General features: G+C 70.8%; 17 protein-coding genes, 1 tRNA gene and 2 pseudogenes. 11 read left to right on the forward strand and 9 right to left on the reverse strand.

The window, feature by feature from the left end:
• Nucleotides 1-102: 102 nt before the first annotated feature.
• From NJ376_RS07350 to NJ376_RS07360, 3 genes are read left to right on the forward strand one after another with little or no spacing between them, the layout of a single operon-like run.
• Complete coding sequence (locus tag NJ376_RS07350; RefSeq protein ID WP_252952667.1) at nucleotides 103-1,188, forward strand: flagellar basal body P-ring protein FlgI; 1,086 nt, start codon at nucleotides 103-105, stop codon at nucleotides 1,186-1,188.
• Nucleotides 1,188-1,481, forward strand: a complete 294-nt coding sequence (locus tag NJ376_RS07355; protein ID WP_252952600.1) for a rod-binding protein — start codon at nucleotides 1,188-1,190, stop codon at nucleotides 1,479-1,481. Before NJ376_RS07350 ends, NJ376_RS07355 begins: the two co-directional genes overlap by 1 nt.
• Nucleotides 1,478-1,903 carry a hypothetical protein gene (locus NJ376_RS07360; RefSeq protein WP_252952601.1) on the forward strand — a complete coding sequence of 142 codons (426 nt, stop codon included), beginning with the start codon at nucleotides 1,478-1,480 and terminating at the stop codon, nucleotides 1,901-1,903. The genes NJ376_RS07355 and NJ376_RS07360 overlap by 4 nt, the downstream gene beginning before the upstream one ends.
• A 111-nt stretch (nucleotides 1,904-2,014) precedes the next feature.
• On the opposite strand, the gene NJ376_RS07365 is transcribed toward NJ376_RS07360, so the two are convergent.
• From NJ376_RS07365 to NJ376_RS07375, 3 genes are all read right to left on the reverse strand, one after another.
• Nucleotides 2,015-2,443, reverse strand: a complete 429-nt coding sequence (locus NJ376_RS07365) for a phasin family protein (RefSeq protein ID WP_252952602.1) — start codon at nucleotides 2,441-2,443, stop codon at nucleotides 2,015-2,017.
• Nucleotides 2,444-2,526: 83 nt separating this feature from the next.
• On the reverse strand, nucleotides 2,527-3,087 hold the full coding sequence (locus tag NJ376_RS07370; protein WP_252952603.1) for an alpha/beta family hydrolase: 561 nt from the start codon (nucleotides 3,085-3,087) through the stop codon (nucleotides 2,527-2,529).
• A gap of 227 nt (nucleotides 3,088-3,314) precedes the next feature.
• Nucleotides 3,315-3,388: transfer RNA gene (locus tag NJ376_RS07375), tRNA-Gln, on the reverse strand.
• A 216-nt stretch (nucleotides 3,389-3,604) separates the two neighbouring features.
• Between NJ376_RS07375 and NJ376_RS07380 the strand changes: the two genes are divergently transcribed.
• The 4 genes from NJ376_RS07380 (at nucleotide 3,605) to NJ376_RS07395 (ending at nucleotide 9,302) form a co-directional block, all read left to right on the forward strand.
• Nucleotides 3,605-4,672 carry a Ppx/GppA phosphatase family protein gene (locus tag NJ376_RS07380; protein ID WP_370288050.1) on the forward strand — a complete coding sequence of 356 codons (1,068 nt, stop codon included), beginning with the start codon at nucleotides 3,605-3,607 and terminating at the stop codon, nucleotides 4,670-4,672.
• Between the two features lie 15 nt (nucleotides 4,673-4,687).
• Nucleotides 4,688-5,359 (forward strand): RlmE family RNA methyltransferase, encoded by a 672-nt coding sequence (locus NJ376_RS07385; protein ID WP_252952604.1) that lies wholly within the window; start codon nucleotides 4,688-4,690, stop codon nucleotides 5,357-5,359.
• Between the two features lie 534 nt (nucleotides 5,360-5,893).
• A complete protein-coding gene (locus NJ376_RS07390) occupies nucleotides 5,894-7,012 on the forward strand; it encodes a glycosyltransferase family 4 protein (RefSeq protein ID WP_252952605.1) in 1,119 nt (372 codons plus the stop codon).
• Between the two features lie 106 nt (nucleotides 7,013-7,118).
• Complete coding sequence (locus tag NJ376_RS07395) at nucleotides 7,119-9,302, forward strand: amylo-alpha-1,6-glucosidase (RefSeq protein WP_252952606.1); 2,184 nt, start codon at nucleotides 7,119-7,121, stop codon at nucleotides 9,300-9,302.
• 121 nt (nucleotides 9,303-9,423) lie between these two features.
• On the opposite strand, the gene NJ376_RS07400 is transcribed toward NJ376_RS07395, so the two are convergent.
• Both NJ376_RS07400 and NJ376_RS07405 read right to left on the reverse strand, forming a co-directional pair.
• Nucleotides 9,424-12,594, reverse strand: coding sequence for an efflux RND transporter permease subunit (locus NJ376_RS07400; RefSeq protein ID WP_252952669.1), 3,171 nt, complete (start codon nucleotides 12,592-12,594; stop codon nucleotides 9,424-9,426).
• Nucleotides 12,591-13,658, reverse strand: a complete 1,068-nt coding sequence (locus tag NJ376_RS07405) for an efflux RND transporter periplasmic adaptor subunit (RefSeq protein ID WP_252952607.1) — start codon at nucleotides 13,656-13,658, stop codon at nucleotides 12,591-12,593. Before NJ376_RS07405 ends, NJ376_RS07400 begins: the two co-directional genes overlap by 4 nt.
• Nucleotides 13,659-14,337: 679 nt before the next feature.
• On the opposite strand from NJ376_RS07405, the pseudogene NJ376_RS07410 reads away from it, so the two are divergent.
• Nucleotides 14,338-15,301 (forward strand): annotated as a pseudogene (locus tag NJ376_RS07410) (IS5 family transposase).
• 61 nt (nucleotides 15,302-15,362) lie between these two features.
• Nucleotides 15,363-15,497: pseudogene (locus NJ376_RS07415) on the forward strand (IS481 family transposase); the annotation flags it as partial.
• A gap of 99 nt (nucleotides 15,498-15,596) precedes the next feature.
• On the opposite strand, the gene NJ376_RS07420 reads toward NJ376_RS07415, so the two are convergent.
• Genes NJ376_RS07420 through NJ376_RS07435 form a run of 4 tightly spaced genes read right to left on the reverse strand, consistent with a single transcriptional unit; the run spans nucleotide 15,597 to nucleotide 19,471 of the window.
• Nucleotides 15,597-16,103, reverse strand: a complete 507-nt coding sequence (locus NJ376_RS07420) for a MarR family winged helix-turn-helix transcriptional regulator (protein ID WP_252952608.1) — start codon at nucleotides 16,101-16,103, stop codon at nucleotides 15,597-15,599.
• A 39-nt stretch (nucleotides 16,104-16,142) separates the two neighbouring features.
• Complete coding sequence (locus tag NJ376_RS07425) at nucleotides 16,143-17,084, reverse strand: Bug family tripartite tricarboxylate transporter substrate binding protein (protein ID WP_252952609.1); 942 nt, start codon at nucleotides 17,082-17,084, stop codon at nucleotides 16,143-16,145.
• Between the two features lie 4 nt (nucleotides 17,085-17,088).
• The gene (locus tag NJ376_RS07430; protein ID WP_252952610.1) at nucleotides 17,089-18,303 is read right to left on the reverse strand and encodes a CaiB/BaiF CoA transferase family protein; all 1,215 of its coding nucleotides are present in this window, start codon (nucleotides 18,301-18,303) and stop codon (nucleotides 17,089-17,091) included.
• A 1-nt stretch (nucleotide 18,304) separates the two neighbouring features.
• Nucleotides 18,305-19,471 (reverse strand): acyl-CoA dehydrogenase family protein, encoded by a 1,167-nt coding sequence (locus NJ376_RS07435; protein ID WP_252952611.1) that lies wholly within the window; start codon nucleotides 19,469-19,471, stop codon nucleotides 18,305-18,307.
• Between the two features lie 80 nt (nucleotides 19,472-19,551).
• On the opposite strand from NJ376_RS07435, the gene NJ376_RS07440 reads away from it, so the two are divergent.
• Nucleotides 19,552-20,712 carry an acyl-CoA dehydrogenase family protein gene (locus tag NJ376_RS07440; protein WP_252952612.1) on the forward strand — a complete coding sequence of 387 codons (1,161 nt, stop codon included), beginning with the start codon at nucleotides 19,552-19,554 and terminating at the stop codon, nucleotides 20,710-20,712.
• Nucleotides 20,713-20,734: 22 nt separating this feature from the next.
• Nucleotides 20,735-21,919 (forward strand): thiolase C-terminal domain-containing protein, encoded by a 1,185-nt coding sequence (locus NJ376_RS07445; RefSeq protein ID WP_252952613.1) that lies wholly within the window; start codon nucleotides 20,735-20,737, stop codon nucleotides 21,917-21,919.
• Nucleotides 21,920-21,921 lie beyond the last annotated feature (2 nt).

A 21,921-nucleotide genomic window follows, 5' to 3' on the forward strand; every position in this document is an offset into this window, starting at 1 on the left:
GCGGGGCGGCCGGCGCGGCCGTCCCCCGGAACCGACAGGATGGAGAGCAGCGTGGCCAAAAATGCTTTCGCAAGGGCGAAGATCGCCTTGGCGGCAGCGGCCATGACGGCGCTGCTCTCCACGCTTGCCGCCCTGGCGCCGGCCGTGGCCCAGACGGTGCGGATCAAGGACATCGCGGATCTCGAGGGTGTGCGGGACAACCAACTCGTCGGCTATGGCCTCGTGGTCGGGCTGAACGGCACCGGGGACCGGCTGCGCACCGCCATCTTCACCCGCCAGACGCTGATCGGCATGCTGGAACGCCTCGGCGTGAACACCCGGGACAATGAGGCGCGGCTGGAGACGCGCAACGTCGCCGCGGTGATGGTGACAGCCAACCTCCCCGCCTTCGCCCGGCCGGGCAGCCGGATCGACGTCGCCGTCTCGGCGCTGGGCGATGCCACCAACCTCCAGGGCGGCACCCTGCTCGTCACCCCGCTGCTCGGCGCGGATGGGGAGGTCTATGCGGTCTCCCAGGGGGCGGTCGCGACCGGCGCCATCGCCGCCCGGGGCGCCGGGGCCAGCGTGCAGCGCGGCGTGCCGACCGCGGCGCGCATCGCCAACGGCGCCATCGTGGAGCGCGAAGTGCCGTTCAGCCTGGCCGGACGCAACAGCCTGCGCCTTGCACTCCGCAACCCGGACCTGACGACGGCGCGGCGCATCGCTGCCGCCATCAACCGCACTGCCCCTGGCGCCGCCACGGCGTTGGACCCGCGGACGGTGGCGCTGAACCTCGCGGGCCGCGACGCCATGGGCTTCCTCGCCGGCATCGAGCAGTTGCGGGTGGAGCCGGACCAGATCGCCCGCGTGGTCATCGAGGAAGCCTCCGGCACCATCGTCATGGGCAGCAATGTCCGGGTCTCCACCGTGGCGATCGCCCAGGGGAACCTGACCATCCGGGTGACCGAGACGCCGCAGGTGAGCCAGCCCAACCCGCTGAGCAACGGGGAGACGGCCGTGGTGCCGCGGACGAATATCGAGATTGAGGACCAGGCCGAGCGCCGCATGGGCGTGCTGTCCGGCGGCATTTCCCTGCAGGAGCTGGTGCGGGGGCTGAACTCCCTCGGCGTCGGCCCGCGCGACCTCATCAGCATCCTGCAGGCGATCAAGGCCGCCGGTGCGCTGCAGGCCGATCTGGAGCTGCGTTGATGACCGGGTCCGCCCTCACCCCCGCGCAGCGCGCCGCCATCCCGCCCCGGCTGCAGCAGGCGGCCCGGGCCTTCGAGGCGCAGGCCTTCGCCGCCCTGCTGAAGCCCGCCTTCGCCACCGCCGATCCCAGCCGCGGCGCCTTCGGCGGCGGCGCGGCGGAGGCGAGCTGGCAGCCCATGCTGATCGACGCCATCGCCGAGCGCGCGGTGCGCGGCGGCCATGGGCTCGGCCTCGGCGAGGCGATCCTGCGCGAGATGCTGCGGCGCCAGGGCATGGAGGTCCCCCCAGGATGAAGGAGAGCCCGGAGATGGTGATGATCGACGCCCTGCTGCTGGCCGGCCAGCGCCTGGCGGATGCGCTCAGGGCGGAGAACGAGGCGCTGGTCTCGCTGGACATGCCGCGGGCGGCGGGGCTGGCCTCGGCCAAGCTCCAGGCCTCGGACGCCTTCGCCGCGGCCTATGCGGCGGCAACCCGGACCGGGAGCAAGGCGGCGGGGCCGGCCCGGCAATCGGCCGAAGAGATGGCGGCGCGGCTGCAGCGCCTGGGCGAGGAGAACCGCGCCCTGCTGGAACGCGCCATCGGCATCCAGGCGAAGGTGATCGAGACCATCGCCACGGCGGCGCTGCCGAAGAGCAATTCGCCGGGCTACAGCGCGCTCGGTCGGCCGGGGGCGGCGCGGCAGCCGCCGCCGCTGGCGATGGCGACGAAGGCCTGATGGCACACGGCTTGAGGGGGACGTCGTCCCCCTCAAACTCCCCCTACCAAAGGCCGAAAGGCCTTTGGAAACCATGAGTCTGGCGGGCGCCGGCGGCTCGTGGGAGCAGGATCAGCCCTGCTTGGTCATGAGCTGCTTGACCTCGTCCATCGCCTCGGCGAAGCGCTGGTTCAGCAGGGACAGCGCCTCGGCATTGGATTTCTGGATCAGCTCCGCCACCTCCCGCATGTTGGCGACGGCCTTCTCATAGGTGGCCTTCAGCAGCTCCGCCTGGCGGGCGGCCTTGGCCTGGGGCGTCTCCTGCGAGGAGAGACCGCTCATCGCCTCGGTCATCTCGGCCATGGCGGATTGCAGGATTTCCATATGCCGCCGCGCCACCGCCTGGGCCCCCTCCAGCGCCACGCGGTTGGCGGCGGACAGGGCCTCCAGGTTGCGGCGCTGGGCGGTCGCCAACATGTTGAGATCCGGCATTGCGGGCAGGCGGAACTCGGCCAGCATGCGCATGATGTCCTGCTCGGGCCGGAAGCTGTTCTCGGGCATTGTTCTCCCTCCCGCCGGTTCATCCGGGCTGCGGAGCATAGCAAGGACGACTCGGCTTGGCACGCGGGCAGCAGCCGGGGCCGTCACCTCTGCAACGCGGCCAGGAAGCTGAGGATGCGGTCGCCGACGCGGTCCCAGCCCTGCGGGTCGAGCTGGAACTCATGCCCGCAATCGAGGAATTCGAGCCGGACCCGGTCCGAGAGCGGGTAGTCCTGACGCAGCGAGGCGCCACCATAGACATCAGACCTGCCCTGCAGGATCAGCGTCGGTGTCGTCATATGCGCGAGATGCGCGAAGCGCTCCGGCTCGCGCGGCCCGGTCGGGTGGCGGAAGGGGTAGCCCAGGCAGATGACGGCGCTGACCGGCCGGAGGCCGGCGAAGACCGTGGCGACGCGGCCCCCGGAGGAGCGGCCCAGCAGCACCAGGCCACGCGCGGCGGCATCGTAGGGCACCACACGGCTGAGGCCGGCAAGGCGGCGGCCGGGATTGCCCTCGAACCGGCTGCCGGAGGCCTCGTCGAGCAGGCTCTGCTGGCTGGTCCAGCGGCCGAAGACGGGGGCGATGCGCCGCGTCACCTCGGCCTCGATACGTGCATCCTTGGGGTAGGAGGCACCCGCAAGATAGATGCCCCAAGCCAGCTTCATCCCTGCCTCCGGCTGGATCGACAGGCAGGCCCCGCGGCGGGACCGGGACCGAGACCGCGATCGCCGGACAGGATGCGGCCGGAAGCATGACCAAGGGATGAGCGGAACGGCCACGGCGCGCCGAACCACGACGACGCCGGTGGAGGACCGTCCCGGGATGGCACCCTTCATGCCGCTGCCGGCCTGCGCCGTTGCCGATGAAGCTGGGGCCGGTGGAAGGGTCGGGGTGGCTGGGGGACCTGGATTCGAACCAAGACTGCCCGAGTCAGAGTCGGGAGTTCTACCGTTAAACTATCCCCCACCGGGTCACCCGGGGTCGCCCTGGCGTTCCTGCCCGGGCGGAGGCGGGTGCTACCACTTCATTCGAGGCTCCGCAACTGCCCGGAGGATGAAAGCGCTTGCCCGGGCCCCCACATCACCGGATCATGGAGGGACGCGACGAGACCGCGCCCGCAACCTTGGCTCAACCATGCCCGATGACGCCATTCCCATCGGTCTCCCGGCAGCGGGGGGCCCCGTGCATCCCGCCCCGGCGACGGCGCGGGAATGCCTGCCTCAGGCGCCGACGCTGCTGCGTCAGGGCGGGGCGCCGGCCTATGCCGCGCTCGATCTCGGCACCAATAACTGCCGGCTGCTGATCGGCGCCCCCTGCGGCAGCGGCTTCCGGGTGCTGGACAGCTTCAGCCGCATCGTCCGGCTGGGCGAAGGCCTGGCCGCCACCGGCCTGCTCTCCGAGACCGCCCAGGACCGCGCCCTCGGTGCCCTGGCGGCCTGCGCGGAAAAGCTGCATCGCCGCCCGGTGCGCGCCCTGCAGGCGGTGGCGACGGAAGCCTGCCGCCGCGCCGGCAACGGCCCCGCCTTCCTGGCCCGCGTCGAGGCCGCGACCGGTCTCCGCCCCCGCATCATCTCCGCCCGGGAAGAGGCGGAGCTGGCCATGGAGAGCTGCACCCCGCTGCTCGAGGAGGGGGACCGCCGCGCCCTGCTCTTCGATATCGGTGGCGGCAGCACGGAAATCGCCTGGATCCGCGTCCGCTCCGGCCATGGCGCCTCCAGCGCGGAGCTGATCGGCTACATCTCCCTCCCCCTCGGCGTCGTCACCCTGGCGGAGCGCGTCGGCTCCTCCTGCTTCACCGAATCCGGCTTTTCCGCGGTGGTGGAGGAGGTGGCGGCGCAGCTCGAGGCCTTCGACCGCGTGCATTGCATCGGGCAGGAGATCCGGGCGGGCGGCGTCCGCCTCATCGGCACCAGCGGCACCGTCACCACCCTGGCCGGCGTCGCGCTCGCCCTGCCCCGCTACCGCCGCCCGCTGGTGGATGGCTGTCGGCTGGACCGGGCGGCGGCGGACCAGGCGCTGGGGGATCTCTTCGCCCTGGGCCGTGCGGGCCTTGCCGCGCATCCCTGCGTCGGGCCGGAGCGGGTGGAGTTCGTCCTGCCCGGCTGCGCCATCTATGCTGCCATCCGCCAGCTCTGGCCGGTGCCGGTGCTGACCGTCGCCGATCGTGGCCTGCGCGAGGGCATGCTGATGCGCATGATCCGCGCCGACCGGGCGGGCGGACGCCAGGCCGGGTATCGCCGCGGCTGCTGAAGGAACCCGATTCGCATGTCCTTGCCACCGCCCGGCGGGCGCGGCCTCACCACGCGCCTGCGCACCGCCAAGGGCCGCAGCACCGCCAGCCAGCGCTGGCTGGAGCGCCAGCTCAACGACCCTTATGTGCGCGCCGCCCAGGCGCAGGGCTTCCGCAGCCGCGCCGCCTTCAAGCTGATCGAGCTGGATGAGCGCTTCCACCTGCTGAAGAAGGGCCAGCGGGTGGTGGATCTCGGCGCTGCGCCGGGCGGCTGGACCCAGGTGGCGGTGCAGCGTGGCGCCGGAAGGGTGGTGGCGCTGGACCTGCTGCGGATGGACCCGATCCCCGGCGCTACTCTGCTGCAGGGGGATTTCGAGGATCCGGCGGCGGAGGCAGCGGTGCTGGCGGCGCTGGACGGGCCGGCCGACCTCGTATTGTCCGACATGGCGCCGAACACCACCGGGCACAACGCGACCGACCATCTGCGCATCATCGGCCTGGTGGAGCTGGCGCTGGATTTCGCGCTGAAGGTGCTGGCACCGGGCGGCGGTTTCGTCGCCAAGGTGTTCCAGGGCGGGACGGAGAAGGCGTTGCTGGAGACGCTGAAGCGCCGCTTCGCCACGGTGCGCCACGCCAAGCCGCCGGCCAGCCGGAAGGACAGCGCGGAGCTCTACGTGGTGGCGACAGGGTTCAAGGGCGGGGCGTGATGCCGGCGGCCGTCCGGACCACGGGCGCCTGACATGGCGGGCGGGACGGTGCTTGTAACGTTTGGAGTTCGGCTCGAACCCGCGGCGTCGTGCGGGCTGCGCCGTGAAGACCTGCTGCCATAGCGCGTCCTCCTGCTCACGGCAGAACGCGCCACCGCATTTCGGGACCACCCATCTAGCCGCCCGCCGAGGGCCAGCGCCCCGGCCGGGCTGGCCGTTCCGCCGGGCAATGGGACGGCGCGGTGTCACCGCAAATTATCCTTGCCGGGGCGTCTCCGATGCAACCCAGGCCCCTCCGGATCATTGTCGCGGGGACACTGGAGGAGATCCCTGCATGGAATGCAGGTCTGTGGTGGGCCACAGGCCGCGGTTCAGCGCGGCCTGGCGCTTGGGCGATGGAGACGCCGACGGCGTGGCAGCGCCGCACGGCGGCCGGCCGGCCCGCCCGCGCTTCGGATGCCGATCGGACCGGGCGGGCACCGGTCCCGGGCAGACTGCCGCGGCACAACGCGGCACGGCCTGGAGCGACCCGGCATGCGCATAGCCCAGATCGCCCCCCTGGCCGAGGCCGTACCGCCACTGTGCTATGGCGGAACGGAACGGATCGTCTCCTACCTGACCGAGGAGCTGGTCGCCCTCGGCCATGACGTGACGCTCTTCGCCAGCGGCGACAGCCGCACCGATGCGCGCCTCGTCCCCATCGTCCCCCGCTCCCTGCGGCTGGCCGACATGATGCGCGACCCGAACGCCTTCCATGTGCAGATGGTGCAGCAGGTGCTGGCCCGGGCGGATGAATTCGACATCATCCACGCCCATATCGACTACGCCCACCTGCCGGCCTTCATGGCGACGCGGGTGCCGCACCTCACCACCATGCATGGCCGGATGGACCTGCCGGAGCTCGACTCCCTGTTCCGGCATTTCCCCGAGGCGCCGCTGGTCTCCATCTCCAACAACCAGCGCCTGCCCCTGCCGATGGGGCGCTTCGTCGGCACGGTGTATCACGGGCTGCCGGCGGAGCTGCTCAGCCTGCACCCGCGGCATCAGGGCTACCTCGCCTTCCTCGGCCGCATCTGCCCGGAGAAGGGCCTCGACAGCGCGATCCGCATCGCCCAGCGCACCGGCCGGACGCTGCGCATCGCGGCCAAGGTGGACCGGGTGGATCAGGCCTATTTCGATTCCGAGATCCGGCACCTGCTCGACGGCCCCGGCATCGAGTTCATCGGCGAGATCGGCCAGGCGGAGATGGGCGAGTTCCTCGGCAACGCCGCCGCGCTGGTCTTCCCGATCAACTGGCCGGAGCCCTTCGGTCTGGTGATGATCGAGGCCATGGCCTGCGGCACGCCCGTCATCGCCTTCCCCCGCGGCTCGGTGCCCGAGGTGTTGGAGGACGGGGTGAGCGGCTTCATCGTGCCGGACGAGGATGCGGCCGTGGCGGCGGTGCAACGCCTGGAGGAGATCGACCGCCATGGCGTGCGCCGCGCCTTCGAGCGGCGCTTCACCGCAAGGCGGATGGCGAATGACTATCTCCGCCTCTATGCCGATTTCGCCCGCCGGAGCGGCCGGGAGGCGCCGGCGGCCCGGCGGCTGACTCACCTGGCTGATCCGGTTCGGCACCTCCCGGGGAACGGCGCGGACGGCCTCCTCGGATAATGCCGGCGCGGGCGCGCCCGCGCCCGCCGTCGCGCGTTGAGGCCGGACCGAAGCGCGGGCGCCGCTGGCCCCGCGATGTGACGACCAGAGGCAAAATATGGGAATGATGACCGCCCCCGCTGTCACCGAGGCGGACCCGCACGCCATCACCGCCGATGTCAGCCTGCATGAGCGCCAGCTCCGGGTGTTGAAGCATGACGACACCTTCGCCGTGCTCGACCAGAGCGGCGACGCCCGGCCGCAGCCGGGTGCGCCGCAGGGTCTCTACCACCGCGACACCCGCCACCTCTCCCGGCTCGAGCTGCGGATCGCCGGGACGACGCCGCTGGTGCTCAGCTCCGCCGTGTCCGACGACGGCGCGCTGCTGAGCTGCGACCTGACGAACCCCGACCTGGACGCAGCGCAGGGCGGCCCGGCCATCGAACGGGACCGCGTGCATATCCGCCGCACCAAATTCATCCATCGCGGCACCTGCTACGAGCGCATCGGCATCCGCAGCTTCGCCGACCGGCCGGTGCGGCTGGCGCTCGACATCCAGTTCGCCGCGGATTTCGCCGACCTTTTCGAGGTCCGCGGCGAGCGCCGCCCGCGCCGCGGCACGCTGCAGGCGCCCGGGCTGGCGCCGGATGGCGTCACCCTGGCCTATGTCGGGCTGGACCATAGGCGGCGCGCCACGCGGCTGCGCTTCCACCCGGCGCCGGACCGGCTGGAGGCCGGCCAGGCACACTTCGCCCTGACCCTCGCGCCGGGGGAGCGGCGGAGCATCCTGGTGGAGGTCTCCTGCAACCCGGCGCCCGGCCTGCCGCCGGAGCTGCCGGCCGCGGCCTTGCTGCGGGCGCTGCGCGAGGGCAGGCGGAGCCGCCGGACCGCCCTGGCTCGCATGGCCGCCGCCACCACCTCCGACGCCATCTTCAACGAGATGCTCGGCCGCTCCGTCGCTGACCTGGAATTGCTGACCACGGAGACGCCGGAGGGCCCCTACCCCTATGCCGGGGTGCCATGGTTCAGCACCGTCTTCGGGCGCGACGCGCTGATCACTGCCTGGCTGACCCTCTGGCTCGACCCGGCGATCGCGCTCGGCGTGCTGCGCCGGCTGGCGGCGCTGCAGGCGGGCGCGGAGGACGCCGCGGCCGATGCGGAGCCCGGCAAGATCCTGCACGAGATGCGCGCCGGGGAGATGGCGGAGCTCGGCGAGGTGCCGTTCCGCCGCTACTACGGCAGCGTCGATTCCACCCCGCTCTTCGTCGCCCTGGCCGGCGCCTGGCTCGATCGCACCGGGGAGGCGGAGGTGCTGCGGCCGCTCTGGCCGCATCTCGAGGCGGCGCTGCGCTGGATCGAGACCCATGGCGACCGGGACGGCGACGGCTTCATCGAATATGGCCGCCGCACCGCCACCGGCCTCGCCAATCAGGGCTGGAAGGATAGCTGGGACTCGATCTCGCACGAGGATGGCACGCTGGCCGAGGGCCCGATCGCGCTGTGCGAGGTGCAGGCCTACGCCTATGCCGCCTTCCGCGCCGGGGCGCGCATCGCCCGCGCGCTGGGCCTGCCGGCGGGCCGCGCGGCGGCGCTGGAGGCCCGCGCGGAGACGCTGCGCGAGCGGTTCGAGGCGGCGTTCTGGTGCGACCGGCTCGGCACCTATGTGCTGGCGCTGGACGGGGCGAAGCGGCCCTGCCGGGTCCGCGCCTCCAATGCCGGGCATGCGCTGTTCGGCGGCATCGCCTCGCCGGAGCGGGCGGCGCTGGTGGCGCGGCAATTGTTGGGCGGCACCTTCCACTCCGGCTGGGGCATCCGGACGCTGGCGACGACGGAGGCGCGCTACAACCCGATGTCCTACCACAATGGCTCGGTCTGGCCGCATGATACGGCGCTGATCGGCCTTGGCCTGGCGCGCTATGGTCACCGCGCCGCGACGGCGCGGCTGCTGGAAGGGCTGGCGGCGGCGGCGGGCCGGCTGGAGCTGCGGCGGCTGCCGGAGCTGTTCTGCGGCTTTCCCCGGCGGCGCGGCCATGGCCCGACCGCCTATCCGGTCGCCTGCGCCCCCCAGGCCTGGGCGGCGGCGGCGCCGATCGGGCTGCTCGGCGCCTGCCTGGGGCTGAGCTTCAACCCGGAGGCCCGGGTGGTGTGGCTGGACCGGCCGGAGATCCCGGCTGGGCTCGACCGCGTGGCGCTGCGCGGCCTGGCGCTGGGGGAGGCGCGGATCGACATCGATCTCCGCCGCGTCGGCGATGCGGTCGCGATGAGCGTGCCGGGCCGCCAGGGCGAGATCGGCGCGGCGCTCAACGCATAGGGCATGTTCCGCCGGGCGGGGGTCGCCCGGCGCCCCGGACGCTGCGGCAGGCCGCAGCGCCAGGGCGGTTTCCCGCCGGCGCGGTCGGCGCAAGCGCACCGCGCCGAGGCAAGGCGGCCCGTCAGGCGTTCCGCCGCTTCATCATGTAGAGCTTGGAGCGCCGCGGCCCGGTGATGCGGCGGATCGCCAGGTAGAAGACCGGGGTGAAGAGCAGCCCGAACAGCGTCACGCCGATCATGCCGAAGAACACCGCCGCGCCCACCGCGCGGCGCATCTCCGCCCCCGCCCCCTCCGCCAGCACCAGCGGCAGCACGCCGAGGATGAAGGCCAGCGAGGTCATCAGGATGGCGCGCAGCCGGAGCCGGCAGGCCTCCACCACCGCATCCAGCGGGCTCTTGCCGGTATCCTCCTGCGCCTGGGCGAATTCGACGATGAGGATGGCGTTCTTCGCCGCCAGCCCGACCAGCACGACGAAGCCGATCTGCGTCAGGATGTTCACGTCCTGCCCGAGGAACCGCACGCCGAGCGTCGAGGTCAGCAGGCACATGGGCACGATGAGGATGACGGCGAAGGGCAGGCTCCAGGAGCCGTACTGCGCCGCCAGCACCAGGTAGACGAAGAGCACGCAGAGCGGAAACACCAGCAGCCCCGCATTGCCGCTGGTCCGCTGCTCGTAGGACAGGTCGGTCCATTCGAAGCCGATGCCGTCCGGCAGCACCCGCCGCGCCGTCCGCTCGACGAGGCGGAGCGCGGCGGCGGAGCCGGTGCCCGGCCTGATCTCCCCGGCCACCTCGGCGGCGGGGTAGAGGTTGTAGCGCGGCACGCGCTGCGGCCCGGTGATGTCGCGCATGGACATCACATTGGCCAGCGGCACCATCGCCCCCTCGGCGTTGCGAGTATAAAGCCGCGCCAGATCCGTGGCCTCCCGCCGGAATTCCGGCGCCCCCTGCGCCACCACGCGCCAGTTGCGGCCATAGGCGGTGAAGTCGTTGACGTAGGAGGAGCCGAGCAGCGTCTCGATCGCCTGACTCAGCCGCGCCACCGGCACGCCCAGCATCTCCGTCCGGGTGCGGTCGATATCCACGGCGATCAGCGGCGAGTCGATTCTGAAGGGGGTGTAGACCCCGGTCAGGCCCGGCGTCCGGTTGAGCGTCGTGACCAGTTGCTGCGCCGCATCCGCCAGCACCGCGGTGCCGCGGCCGGTGCGGTCCTCCAGCCGCAGCGCGAAGCCGACGCCGCTGCCGAGGCCGGGCACCGCCGGCGGCGGGATGACCAGCACCGTCGCCTCCTGCAGCCCCGCGAGGCGCCGGCGCAGCGCCGCCAGGATGCTCGCGGCGCTCTGCTCCCGCTCCCGCCGGGCCTCGAAGGGCGTGAAGACCACGGTGAGCTGGCCCTGGTTGCTGCCGGCGGTATTGGTGGCGCCGGAGACGCCTGCCAACCCGGCGACGCGGGCCACCCCGGGGACCTCCCGCGCGATCTCCACCGCCTCCTCCACCACCGCCGTGGTGCGCATCAGGGAGGAGCCGCCCGGCAGCTCGATGGAGACGATGGCGTAGCCGCGGTCCTGCGCCGGCACGAAGCCTTGCGGGGAGGTGAGCAGCAGCCAGCTCACCCCGGCGATCAGCATGGCATAGAGCAGGAGCATCGGCCCCGCCTGCGGCGCGACGCGGCGGGTGAGCGCGCCATAGCCCTCCGCCAGCCGGTCGAAGCCGGCATTGAAGCAGTCCAGCGCCCAGCCCACCGCCCGCCGCAAGGCCCCGGGCGGACGCCGCGGGGGGCCCTCCTCCTCCCGATGCAGGATCAGCGTGGCCAGGGCCGGGCTGAGGGTAAGGGAGCAGAAGCAGGAGAGCGCGGTGGCCACCGCGATGGTGACGGCGAATTGCCGGAAGAACCGCCCGGTGATCCCCTCGAGGAAGGCGGTGGGCACGAAGACGGCGCAGAGCAGCAGGGCGATGGAGATCAGCGCCCCGCCCACCTCCCGCATCGTCCGCGTTGCCGCCTGCTCCACCGTCGGGTCGGTCTTCAGGTGGCGGTCCACATTCTCCACCACCACGATGGCGTCATCGACGACGATGCCCACCGCCAGCACCAGCCCGAACAGGGTCAGCACGTTGAGTGTGAAGCCGAGCGCGATCATCACCCCGAAGGTGCCGATGAGGGAGACCGGGATGGCAAGGATCGGGATGGTGGCGGCGCGCCAGTTCTGCAGAAAGAGCAGCACAACGAGAACCACCAGCCCCACCGCCTCGCCGATCGTCCGCACCAGCTCGTGCACGCTGTCGGCGACGAAGCGGGTGGGGTCGTAGGCGATCTCGGCGGTGATGCCGGCGGGGAAGTCGCGGGCGATCTCGGCGAGGCGCTCGCGGATCTCGGTCGCCGTCGCGAGCGCATTGGAGCCGGGGCGCTGGGTGATGGCGAGGGCGACGGCCGGACGGCCCTGCAGCGTGCTGGCGGTGGTGTAGGAGGCGGCGCCGAGCTCCACCCGCCCGACATCGCCGAGGCGCAGCAGGCGGCCGTCGGCCCCGGCGCGGATGACGATGCGCTCGAAATCCAGCGGATCGGCCAGCCGGCCGCGAAAGGTGAGGTTGGGCTGGAAGGCCTGGTCCGTCACCGGCGGCTCGGCGATCTGGCCGCCGGCCACCTCGGCATTCTGCGCCTGCACCGCGGCGACGATGTCCTCCGCCGTGATGTTGTTGGCCGCCATCAGCCCGGGGTCGAGCCAGACGCGCATGGCGTAGTCGCGCGCCCCCTGCATGTCGATATCGCCGATGCCGTCGATCCGCAGCAGCTCGTCCCGCACCTGACGCAGCGCGTAGTTGGAGACGTAGAGCTGGTCGTAGCTGCCATCGGGGGAGCTGACGAAGACGATCATCAGGCGGTCGGTGGCGAGCTTGCGCGTCGTCACGCCCCAGCGCCGCACCTCCTCCGGCAACCGCGGCAGGGCGGTGGAGACGGCCCCCTGCACCAGGATCTGCGCCCGGTCCGGGTCGGTGCCCAGGCGGAAGGTGACGGTCAGCACCATCCGCCCATCGGCGGTGGATTGCGAGGACATATAGAGCATGCCCTCGGTGCCGTTCACCTCCTGCTCGATCGGCGTCGCCACCGTATCCGCCACCACCTGGGCCGAGGCGCCGGGGTAGGAGGTGGCGACGACAACGGTGGGCGGCGCCACATCCGGATATTCGGAGATGGGCAGGGAGAGCAGCGAGAGCCCGCCGACGATCAGCAGGACCAGCGAGAGGACGCAGGCCAGGACCGGCTGGCGGACCGAGAGGACGCCGAGATTGCTCAGGGCCGTGCCTCCGCCTGCGCCGCGGGCGTGGGGGCGGGCATGCGCTGCGGCACCACCGCCTGGCCGGCCCGCACCCGGGTGAGGCCGCTGGTCACCACCTCCTCGCTGCCGTCCAGGCCGTGGCGGATCACCCGCATGCCGTCATGCATCGGGCCGAGCTGCACCTGGCGCATCTGCAGCCGGTCGCCTTCCGTGACGACATAGACGATGCGGCGCGACTGGTCGGTGGCCACGGCGGCATCCGGCACCAGCAGCGCCTGGTAGGGCGCGCTGCCGACGAGGCGGATGCGGGCGAAGCTGCCGGGGAGGAAGAGATCCTTCGGGTTGGAGAAGCGGGCGCGCAGCCGGATGGTGCCGGTGCCGGAATCCGCCTCATTGTCCACGAAGACCACTTCGCCGCGATGCGGGAAGCCCGTCTCATCGGCCAGGGCGAGCTGGACCGGGTTCCGCATGTCGCGCGAGGAGGGGCGGCCGCCGCCGACCGCGAGGCGCTGGTAGCGCAGCGCCGCCGACTGGTCGATGTCGAAGCTGAAATCGATCGGGTCCAGGGTGACGATGGTGGCGAGCAGCGTCGCGCCGCTCCCCTCCCCGCCCGAGACCAGATTGCCGGGGCTGACCAGATGGCGGCCGATGCGGCCGGAGAGCGGCGCCCGGACCTCGGTGAACTCCAGGTCCAGCTTGGCGCGCTGCAGCGCCGCCTCCGCCTGGGTCACCGCCGCGCGGGCAGCCTCCAGCGCCTGGACGCGCTGCTCGACATTGGCCTCGGAGGCGGCGCGGGCGGTCAGCAGGTTGCGCGTCCGCTCGAATTCCCGCTCGGACAGGGTGAGCTGGGAGCGGGCGCTGGCGAGCCGCGCCTCGGCATCCACGATCGCCGTGCGGAAGGGGCGCGGGTCGATGCGGAACAGCAGGTCGCCTCGCTCGATCACTTGGCCGTCGGTGAAGGCGAAGCTGTCCAGGTAGCCGCTGACCCGCGCCCGGACCTCCACCCGTTCCACGCTGACGAAGCGGCCGGTGTATTCGTCCCAGTCGGTCACCTCGCGCCGCACCGGGCGGGCGACGGTCACGGCCGGCGGCTCCTCCGGTGGCAGTTCGTCCTCGTGGCTGTCGCAGCCGGCGAGGAAGATGAGCAGCGGCAGGACGCGCCGCCACGCCGCTCCCCGTCGCCGGCCTCGCCCTGGTGAAGTGCCGTCCCGCTCGCAGCCTGCTGCCTGCACCGCCCACCGCCCCGGCCATTCCTTGCGGAGGGTTTACCATACGGCTTTGCTTCGCCGAAACCGCTTCACTGCACGGCAACCCTTCAAGCGCCGGCCTCGGTGCCGCGCCGCATTCGAGCGGCTGGCGCCCCCGCCGCAAGCGACGAGACGGCTGGAAAGGCAGGATCAGGAGAGGGAAGGCCGGCGGGAGGAATGAAACGGCCGCGGGCAAGCAATGGAACGCCCATCGGAACGTCGGAACCACCGCCCCGGAAGTGCCGGGAAATGGTGGGCGCACAAGGATTCGAACCTTGGACCCGTTGATTAAGATTACCGCGGGTGAGCATGTCCATTGATCAGGCCCTGACATCAGGCGCCGTTCGCAATACGCAGTCTTGGTCAAGGGCTCACCAGACCGGATCGCCTCCAGTCGCGCTGCCAACGCCGCCTGGAGCATTGTCCGTGATGTTGTTGCACGGATCGCCCGGTTGGGCGGCTTCGGATAGGATGAGGCCGGGGCCGGTCCCCTCCTCCGTTCGGGGACAGCCCCTTGCCGCACAATGCCCAGGCCGACCGCCGTCACCATATTCCGAAGCAGCGACACCGGGTTACCAACTGGGCCGCCTACGACGCTGGCCTGCGGGCCCGCGGCAGCCTGACGATCTGGTCACGGCAGAGGCGATCGAAGCGTGGCGCGCGACGTCGCGCAGCTCTCGAGGCGGGCAGCCGCGCTACTCGGACCTGGCGATCACGACGGCTCTGGCTCTGCGATCGGTGTTCCGCCTGGCCCTGCGCCAGACCGAGAGCCTGATCGGGTCCATCTTGCAGCTGCTCGGTCTCGACCTCGCCGTGCCCGACCACTCCACCCCGAGCCGCCGGGCTGAGACGCTGCCGGTGCTGCGGCCGAAGGCGGGGAACGAGCCCCTGCACCTGCTGGTGAACAGCACGGGACTGAAGCTCTGTGTCCTGACGAATGGCTGGCGGAGAAGCACGGCAGCAAGCGGCGCCGATCGTGGCGGAAACTGCATCCCGCCACGGACGCCGACACGGGCCGGATCGTCGCGGCCGAACTCACAGACCATAATGCCGACGATGGCTCGCAGGTCAGCCCCTTGCTCGACCAGGTTGACGGCCCGGTGGCGTCCTTTACCGGCGACGGCGCGTACGACCGCGACGACGTCTATGCCGAGGTCGCGGTACGGCATCCCGAGGCGGCCGTCATCGTGCCACCACGCGTGAACGCGGTGCCAAGCGCGGCAGCCGAGACCGCGCCGACACAGCGCGACCGCCACCTGCAATGCATCGCGGAGCGCGGCCGCATGGGCTGGCAGCGAGCGTCGGGGTACAACTGGCGTGCCTTGGTCGAGGCCGACGTCTCAAGATGGAAACGCGTCCTCGGCGACGGGCTCCGGTCGCAAACCGGCGGGCGTCAGGCCACCGAGGTGGCCATCGCCGCCAATGTGCTGAACCGCACGCTCGAACTCGGACGCCCGGAGTATGTCCGCACCGCATGACCCGGAGCGCGGGTAGGGCTACGTGCGTCCACACCGCTGACCCATGCAACACGTTGGCGCCGCCTACAATTTTGCCCGTCGGCTGAAAACCCTACGAGGTCTCACCCCCTACGAAGCCATTTGCAAAGCCTGGACGGAGGAGCCCTCCAGGTTCATCCATGACCCGCACCACCATATCCCGGGACCAAACATCTAGAGCAGATCGCCGTAGGGCGGCATCGCCCGAAGGCGTGAATCTGCTCTGCAAACAAAGGCGTAGAGCGTTTTCGGTGAACGCATGTAAACCGAAAACGCTCTAGCCGGCTCCAATCTCGTTCGTGGCACCCGCGGGATCGCCAGCCTCATCCTCGTCCCGCAGTGCGCGGCGTATGTTGCGCCGGATGACCGTGAGCACCTGATCCGCGACAGCGATCTCCTCGGCGGAGAGCCCGGCCAGGACCTGCCCGTTCAGCCTGCGTCCCACCTCCACCATGCGGGCCTGGATCTTGCGGCCCTTGGCGGTGACGAAGATGCGGTGGATACGACGGTCCAGCGCATCGTCCCGTCGGACTACCAGCCCTGCCGCCTCTAGCCGATCGATCATGGAACCGACCGCGACCTTGCCCAGGCCGAGCAAGCGTGCCAGCTCTGCCTGGGTCATGCCCCCTTCGTCCTTGCGGGAGAGTTGCGCCAGCACGGACCACTGAGCCCTGGTGACGCCGTGTGGCCGCATTTCCTGGTCGAACAGAATCTGGCGAAGCCGCGAGACGTCGTGGATCAGGAAGCCGATGCGGAACTCGCCGCTTGCCTTCGTGTCGCTCATGCCGGACGGCCCGGCCCCAGTCGCGGGTAGGTCAACAAGCTACTCCTTGGGCAAACTGGCGACCTGAGCGATGCGCCCCCAGAGGGCGATCTCGCGTGCCTGGAAAGCCGCAAGCTCCTCCGGCGTCGATGTCGCAGCGACAAGGCCGATGCTGAGCGCAAAGCGCTTTCCTTCGTCGTTTTCGAGGACGGCACGGATCCCCCGGTTGAGTCGTGCCTGGACGGCCGCCGGGCTGCCGGCAGGCAGGAAGACCGCGACCCAGGAGGCAAACTCGTAGCCAGGCACCCCGGCCTCCTGCAGCGTCGGCACTTCCGGCAGCATCGGGATGCGCTGCGCCGTGGTGACACCCAGGGCGCGCAGCGTGGTGGCACCGATATGCTCTCCGGCCGCGGCGAGATCGCTGACCAGGAACTGCAGCCTTCCGGCGAGCAGGTCCGTCACGGCCGCGGGTGTCCCGCGATAGCTGATCTGCTCCGCCTCGATCCCGGCCAGGCTCTTCAGCAGCTGCGCCGCAGCCAAGCTGCCGATGTTGCCGGTGCCGTAGTTCAACGCGCCGGCCCTGGCGCGCGCCACGGCGATGAACTCCTCGACCGTCTGCGCCGGGAAATCGGCGCGAACCATCAGCACGAGCGGGGCCAGGCTGGTTAGCGTCACCGGCAGGAAGCCGCGGACCGGGTCGAATCCCGGCTCCTTCGCCAGGTGCACGCTCGCGGCGTGGGTCGAGTTGGTGGCGAAGAATACAGTGTGCCCGTCCGGCGCCGCCCGGGCCGCCTGGCGCGCGGCGATCAGTCCGTTGCCGCCGGCGACGTTCTCAATCACCACCGACTGGCCGAGGCGCGGCGAGAGCCGTTCCGCCACGAAACGGGCGATGCCATCGGTCGCGCTGCTGGACGGAAAGGGAACGATGGCGCGCAGCGCCCGGGTTGGCCAGGGTTCCTCCTGCGCGCGTACTGCTGCTGGGGCCAGCAAGGTGGCGAGCAAGGTCCTACGCCGCATTGCCTGGCTCTCCGATGGCGCCCGCGGCGCGCAGGGCCGAGATCTCGTCCGGCGTGAAACCGTAGCCGGCCAGCACCTCGGCCGAGTGCTCGCCCAGCAGCGGCGGGGGCGACGCGACCTTGCGTGGTCGGCCGTTGAACTGAATCGGCTGCGCCATGGTCTTGAGCGGCCCGAGCGCGGGATGCTCGTAGTCCAGCACAATGCCGCGCGCCGCCGTGTGCGGATGCGCCAGCATCTCCGCCAGGGTGTTGATGGCCGCGCAAGGGATGCCCACGCGGCCGCAGAACTCCACCCACTCCGTGACGGCTCGGGTAACGGTGATGTCCTGCACCAACGCGACCGTCTCGGCGAAGTGGTGCACGCGGTCGGCATTCGTTCGGAAGCGCGGATCCTCCGCCAGCTCCGGCCGGCCGATGCCGGCGGCAAACCGCCGCCAGAGATTGTCGCTGGCGATGCCGATCAGCACCGGGCCGTCCGACGCCTCGAAGGCCTGGTAAGGGCAGAGGGACTCGTGGCCGGAGCCGCTCTTCTCCGGCAGCACGCCCTTTTGCCAGTAGATCTGCAGGCTGTAGCCGAGCAGCGCCGCGGCGGTCTCGAAGAGCGAGACCTCCAGCCGGCAGCCGCGGTCGGTCCGCCCGCGCTCGAGCAGCGCGGCGAGGATGCCGGAGAAGGCATTCATCCCGGTGCTCTGGTCGATCGGCGAGAAGGGGCTGCGGATAGGACCGCCGCCGCGCTCGCCGGTCATCGCCATGATGCCGGAAAAGGCCTGCAGGATGACATCGTAGCCGAGCCCATGGCTCAGCGGCCCGGTGCGGCCGAAGCCGGAGATGCTGCAGTATATGAGCCGCGGGTTGGCGGCGCAGAGCCGCTCCGCGCCGATGCCGAGGCGCTCGGCGACGCCGGTCGCGTAGCTCTCGATCACCACATCGGCCTCGGCCGCCATGCGCCGCGCCGCCGCCTGGCCGGCCTCGGTCTTCAGGTCCAGCGTCAGGCTGCGCTTGTTCCGGTTGGCGCTGAGGAATACGGCGCCGACACGCTGGTCCCCGCCGGTGCGGAAGGGCGGCCATCCCCGCGTGTCGTCGCCGCTGCCCGGCGGCTCGATCTTGACGACGTCCGCGCCGAGGTCGCCCAGCCACTGGCCGCAGAGCGGGCCGGCGAGGACCTTGGAGAAGTCGAGGACGCGGATACCCTTGAGCGGCGTCATGTCAGTAGGACTTCGGTAGGCCGAGCACCCGCTCGGCGATGAAGGAGAGAACGAGTTGCTCGGAGACCGGGGCGAGGCGGGTAATCATCACCTCGCGCAGCAGGCGCTCGACCACGTACTCCTTCGCATAGCCCATGCCACCATGGGTCATCACCGCTTGCAGGCAGGCATTGTAGCCGGCGCGGCCGCCGAGCAACTTCGCGCCATTCGCCTCCGCCCCGCAGGGGCGGCCATTATCGTAGAGCCAAGCGGCCTTCATCGCCATCAGCCAAGCGGATTCGAGAGCCGTCCAGCACTCTGCCAGCGGGTGCTGGATGGCCTGGTTCTGGCCGATGGGGCGGCCGAAGACCGTGCGCTCGCGGGCGTAGCGCGCGGCGCGGTCCAACGCGTCCTGGCCGATGCCGATGGCCTCCACCGCGACCAGCACGCGCTCCGGGTTCAGGCTGTCGAGCAGGTAGGAAAAGCCGCGTCCCTCCTCGCCGATGCGGTCCTCCTCCGGGACGAAAAGGTCGTCGATGAAGACCATGTTCGAGTCCACCGCCGCGCGGCCCATCTTCGGAATGCGCTGCACCTCGACGCGGCTGCGGTCGAGGTCAGTGTAGAAGAGGGAGATGCCATCGGTCGGGCGACGCGCGTCCTCCTTCCGCGTGGTGCGGGTCAGCAGCATGATCTTGTTCGCTACCTGACCGGTGGAGGTCCAGATCTTCCGGCCGTTCACGCGGTAGCCGCCGGGAGCGCGCCGGGCGAAGGTGGTGATGCTCGTGGTGTCGAGCCCGGCATTCGGCTCGGTGACGCCGAAGCAGGCCTGGTCCTCGCCGGAGACGAGGCGCGGGATCCAGCGCGCCTGCTGCTCCTTCGTGCCGTGCACCACGATCGGATGCGGGCCGAACATGTTGATGTGCAGCGAGGAGGCCGCGGCCATGCCGCCGCCATGGCGTGCCACGGTGTGCATCATCAGCGCCGCCTCAGTCACGCCAAGGCCGGCGCCGCCATGCTCCTGCGGCATGGTGATGCCGAGCCAGCCGCCCTCGGCCATGGCCGTGTGGAACTCGCGCGGGAAGCGGGCCTCCGCCTCGCAGTCGCGCCAGTACTCGTCGCCGAAGCGTCGGCAAACCGCAGCGACGCCCTCCCGGATGGCTTCCTGCTCAGGCGAGACACCGAAATCCATAGTACCCCTCCCGCATGGCGCTTGCAGCCATGTCGTACACCTGCTTACCATATGGCAGCGGATGATGGGAGGAAAGGCCGATGCTGAAGCGGCCCCGCACGGTTTTTGACGAAGGCCATGACATCTTCCGGGAGGCCGTGCGCCGCTTCGTTGAGACGGAGCTGGTACCGCACCATCCCGCATGGGAGGAGGCCGGCATCGTTCCGCGTGAAATCTGGCGCAAGGCCGGCGCCGCCGGGCTGCTCTGTTGCGATATCTCGCCCGACTATGGCGGCGCGGGCGGCGATTTCGGCCATTGTGCGGTGGTGACCGAGGAACTGGCGCGGGCCAACCTGACCGGCCCCGGGTTCGTCGTCCATTCCGACATGGTTGCCACCTACATCGCGCGCTTCGGCTCCGAGGAGCAAAAGCGCCGCTGGCTGCCCGGCATGTGCGACGGCAGCCTGATCGGCGCCATCGCCATGACCGAGCCCGATGCCGGTAGCGACCTCAAGGGCATCCGCACCCGTGCGGTGCGGGACGGCGATCACTACGTCATCAGCGGCCAGAAGACTTACATCTCCAATGGCCAGAATGCCCATCTGGTCGTTACCGCGGCCAGGACCAATCCGGCGGCAGGCGCCCGTGGTATCAGCCTGATCGTGGTAGAGACTGACACTCCCGGCTTCCGCCGGGGGCGCAACCTGCACAAGCTTGGCATGCCCGCAGCGGACACCTCGGAACTGTTCTACGACGAGGTTCGCGTGCCGGCAGCAAACCGCTTGGGCGAGGAAGGCCGCGGCTTCGCCATGCTGATGACCAATCTGGCGCGCGAGCGGCTGGTGCAGGCGGTCCGCGGCAGCGTGGTGGCGGAAACGGCGATCGATTGGACCGTGTCCTACACCCGTGAGCGCAAGGCTTTCGGCCAGACGATCGCGGACTTCCAGAACACCCGTTTCGTGCTCGCCGAACTTGCCACCAAGGCGGCAGCCGCGCGGGCGCTGACTGACCAGATGATCGCACTGCAGCTGGAGGGCACGCTCGACCCGGTGGAGGCCGGGATGGCCAAACTGTTCTGCACAGACCTGCAATGCGAAGCGGTGGACCGCTGCCTGCAACTGTTCGGCGGCGCCGGCTACATGATGGAGACGCCCATCGCGAAGGCGTACGCCGACGCGCGCGTCACCCGCATTGCCGGCGGCGCAGCGGAGGTGATGAAGGAGATCGTTGGCCGCCGGCTCTTCGCCGATGCCGGCCGGTAGACCAGGGAGGGAATGCGGGCGCATGACCGAGCGCACATTGAGGGGCAAGGTGGCGATCGCCGGCATCGGCGAGACCACCTACTACAAGCACGGGCAATCGCCCGACGCGGAGTTCAAGCTGGCGCTGCAGGCCATCCTCGCCGCGTGCAAGGACGCCGGCATCGACCCGCGCGATGTCGACGGCTTCGCCTCCTACGGTGACGACCGCTCCGACGGCCCGCGCCTCGCCGCAGCGCTTGGCATCAAGGAACTCCGCTTCTCGAACATGCATTGGGGCGGCGGCGGCGGCGGCGTCGCGGCCTCGGTCGCCAATGCCGCGGCGGCCGTGCATTCGGGCATGGCCAATTGCGTCATCGCCTTCCGCTCCCTCGCGCAGGGGCAATTCGCCCGCTACGGCCGCAGCCGCACGGGCGCGGCGGCGATGGGCGACGACGCCTTCCTGGCGCCCTACGGGCTGATGTCGCCGGCGCAGCGCTTCGCCATGAAGATCACCCGCTTCATGACGGACAACGGCATCCGGCACGAGGCGCTGCGGGCGATCGCCATGGCCTCCTACCACCACGCGCAGAACAATCCGAACGCGGTGATGCGCGGGCGGCCCCTGACGGCGGAGAAGTACGAGGCCTCGCGCTGGATCATCGAGCCGTTCCACCGCCTCTTCGACTGCTGCCAGGAGAACGACGGCGCCGGCGCGGTGCTGGTGGTGCCGGCGGACCACGCGAAGGACCTGCCGCACAAGCCGGTCTATCTGCTCGGCGCCGCGCAGGGCGGGCACCACCGCAGCGCCGCGCCGGTGCACAACGCGCCGGATTACGCCTCCGCTCATTTCAAGACGGTGGCAAAGAACATGTGGGACATGGCGAGGCTTGGCCCGAAGGACTGCGATGTGGTGCAGGCCTACGAGAACTTCACGGGCGGCGTGCTGCTGAGCCTGGTGGAGCACGGCTTCGTCGACCCGAAGACGGCGAACGAGCAGCTCGTGCTGGAGAACCTGCTGGTGTCCGGCGGCAAGATGCCGATGAACACCTCGGGCGGGAACCTGGCCGAGTGCTACATGCACGGGCTGGAGATGGTGAACGAGGCAGTGCGCCAACTGCGCGGCACTGCGATCAACCAGGTGGCGGGCGCCAACGTGGTCGCCGTGCTTGGCGGGCCGATGGTCACGCCTGTCAGCAGCCTGGTCGTCGGGACGGAGGCTGCCCTGTGAGC

The organism is Siccirubricoccus soli, from assembly GCF_024178315.1.
Classification (GTDB): domain Bacteria; phylum Pseudomonadota; class Alphaproteobacteria; order Acetobacterales; family Acetobacteraceae; genus Siccirubricoccus; species Siccirubricoccus soli.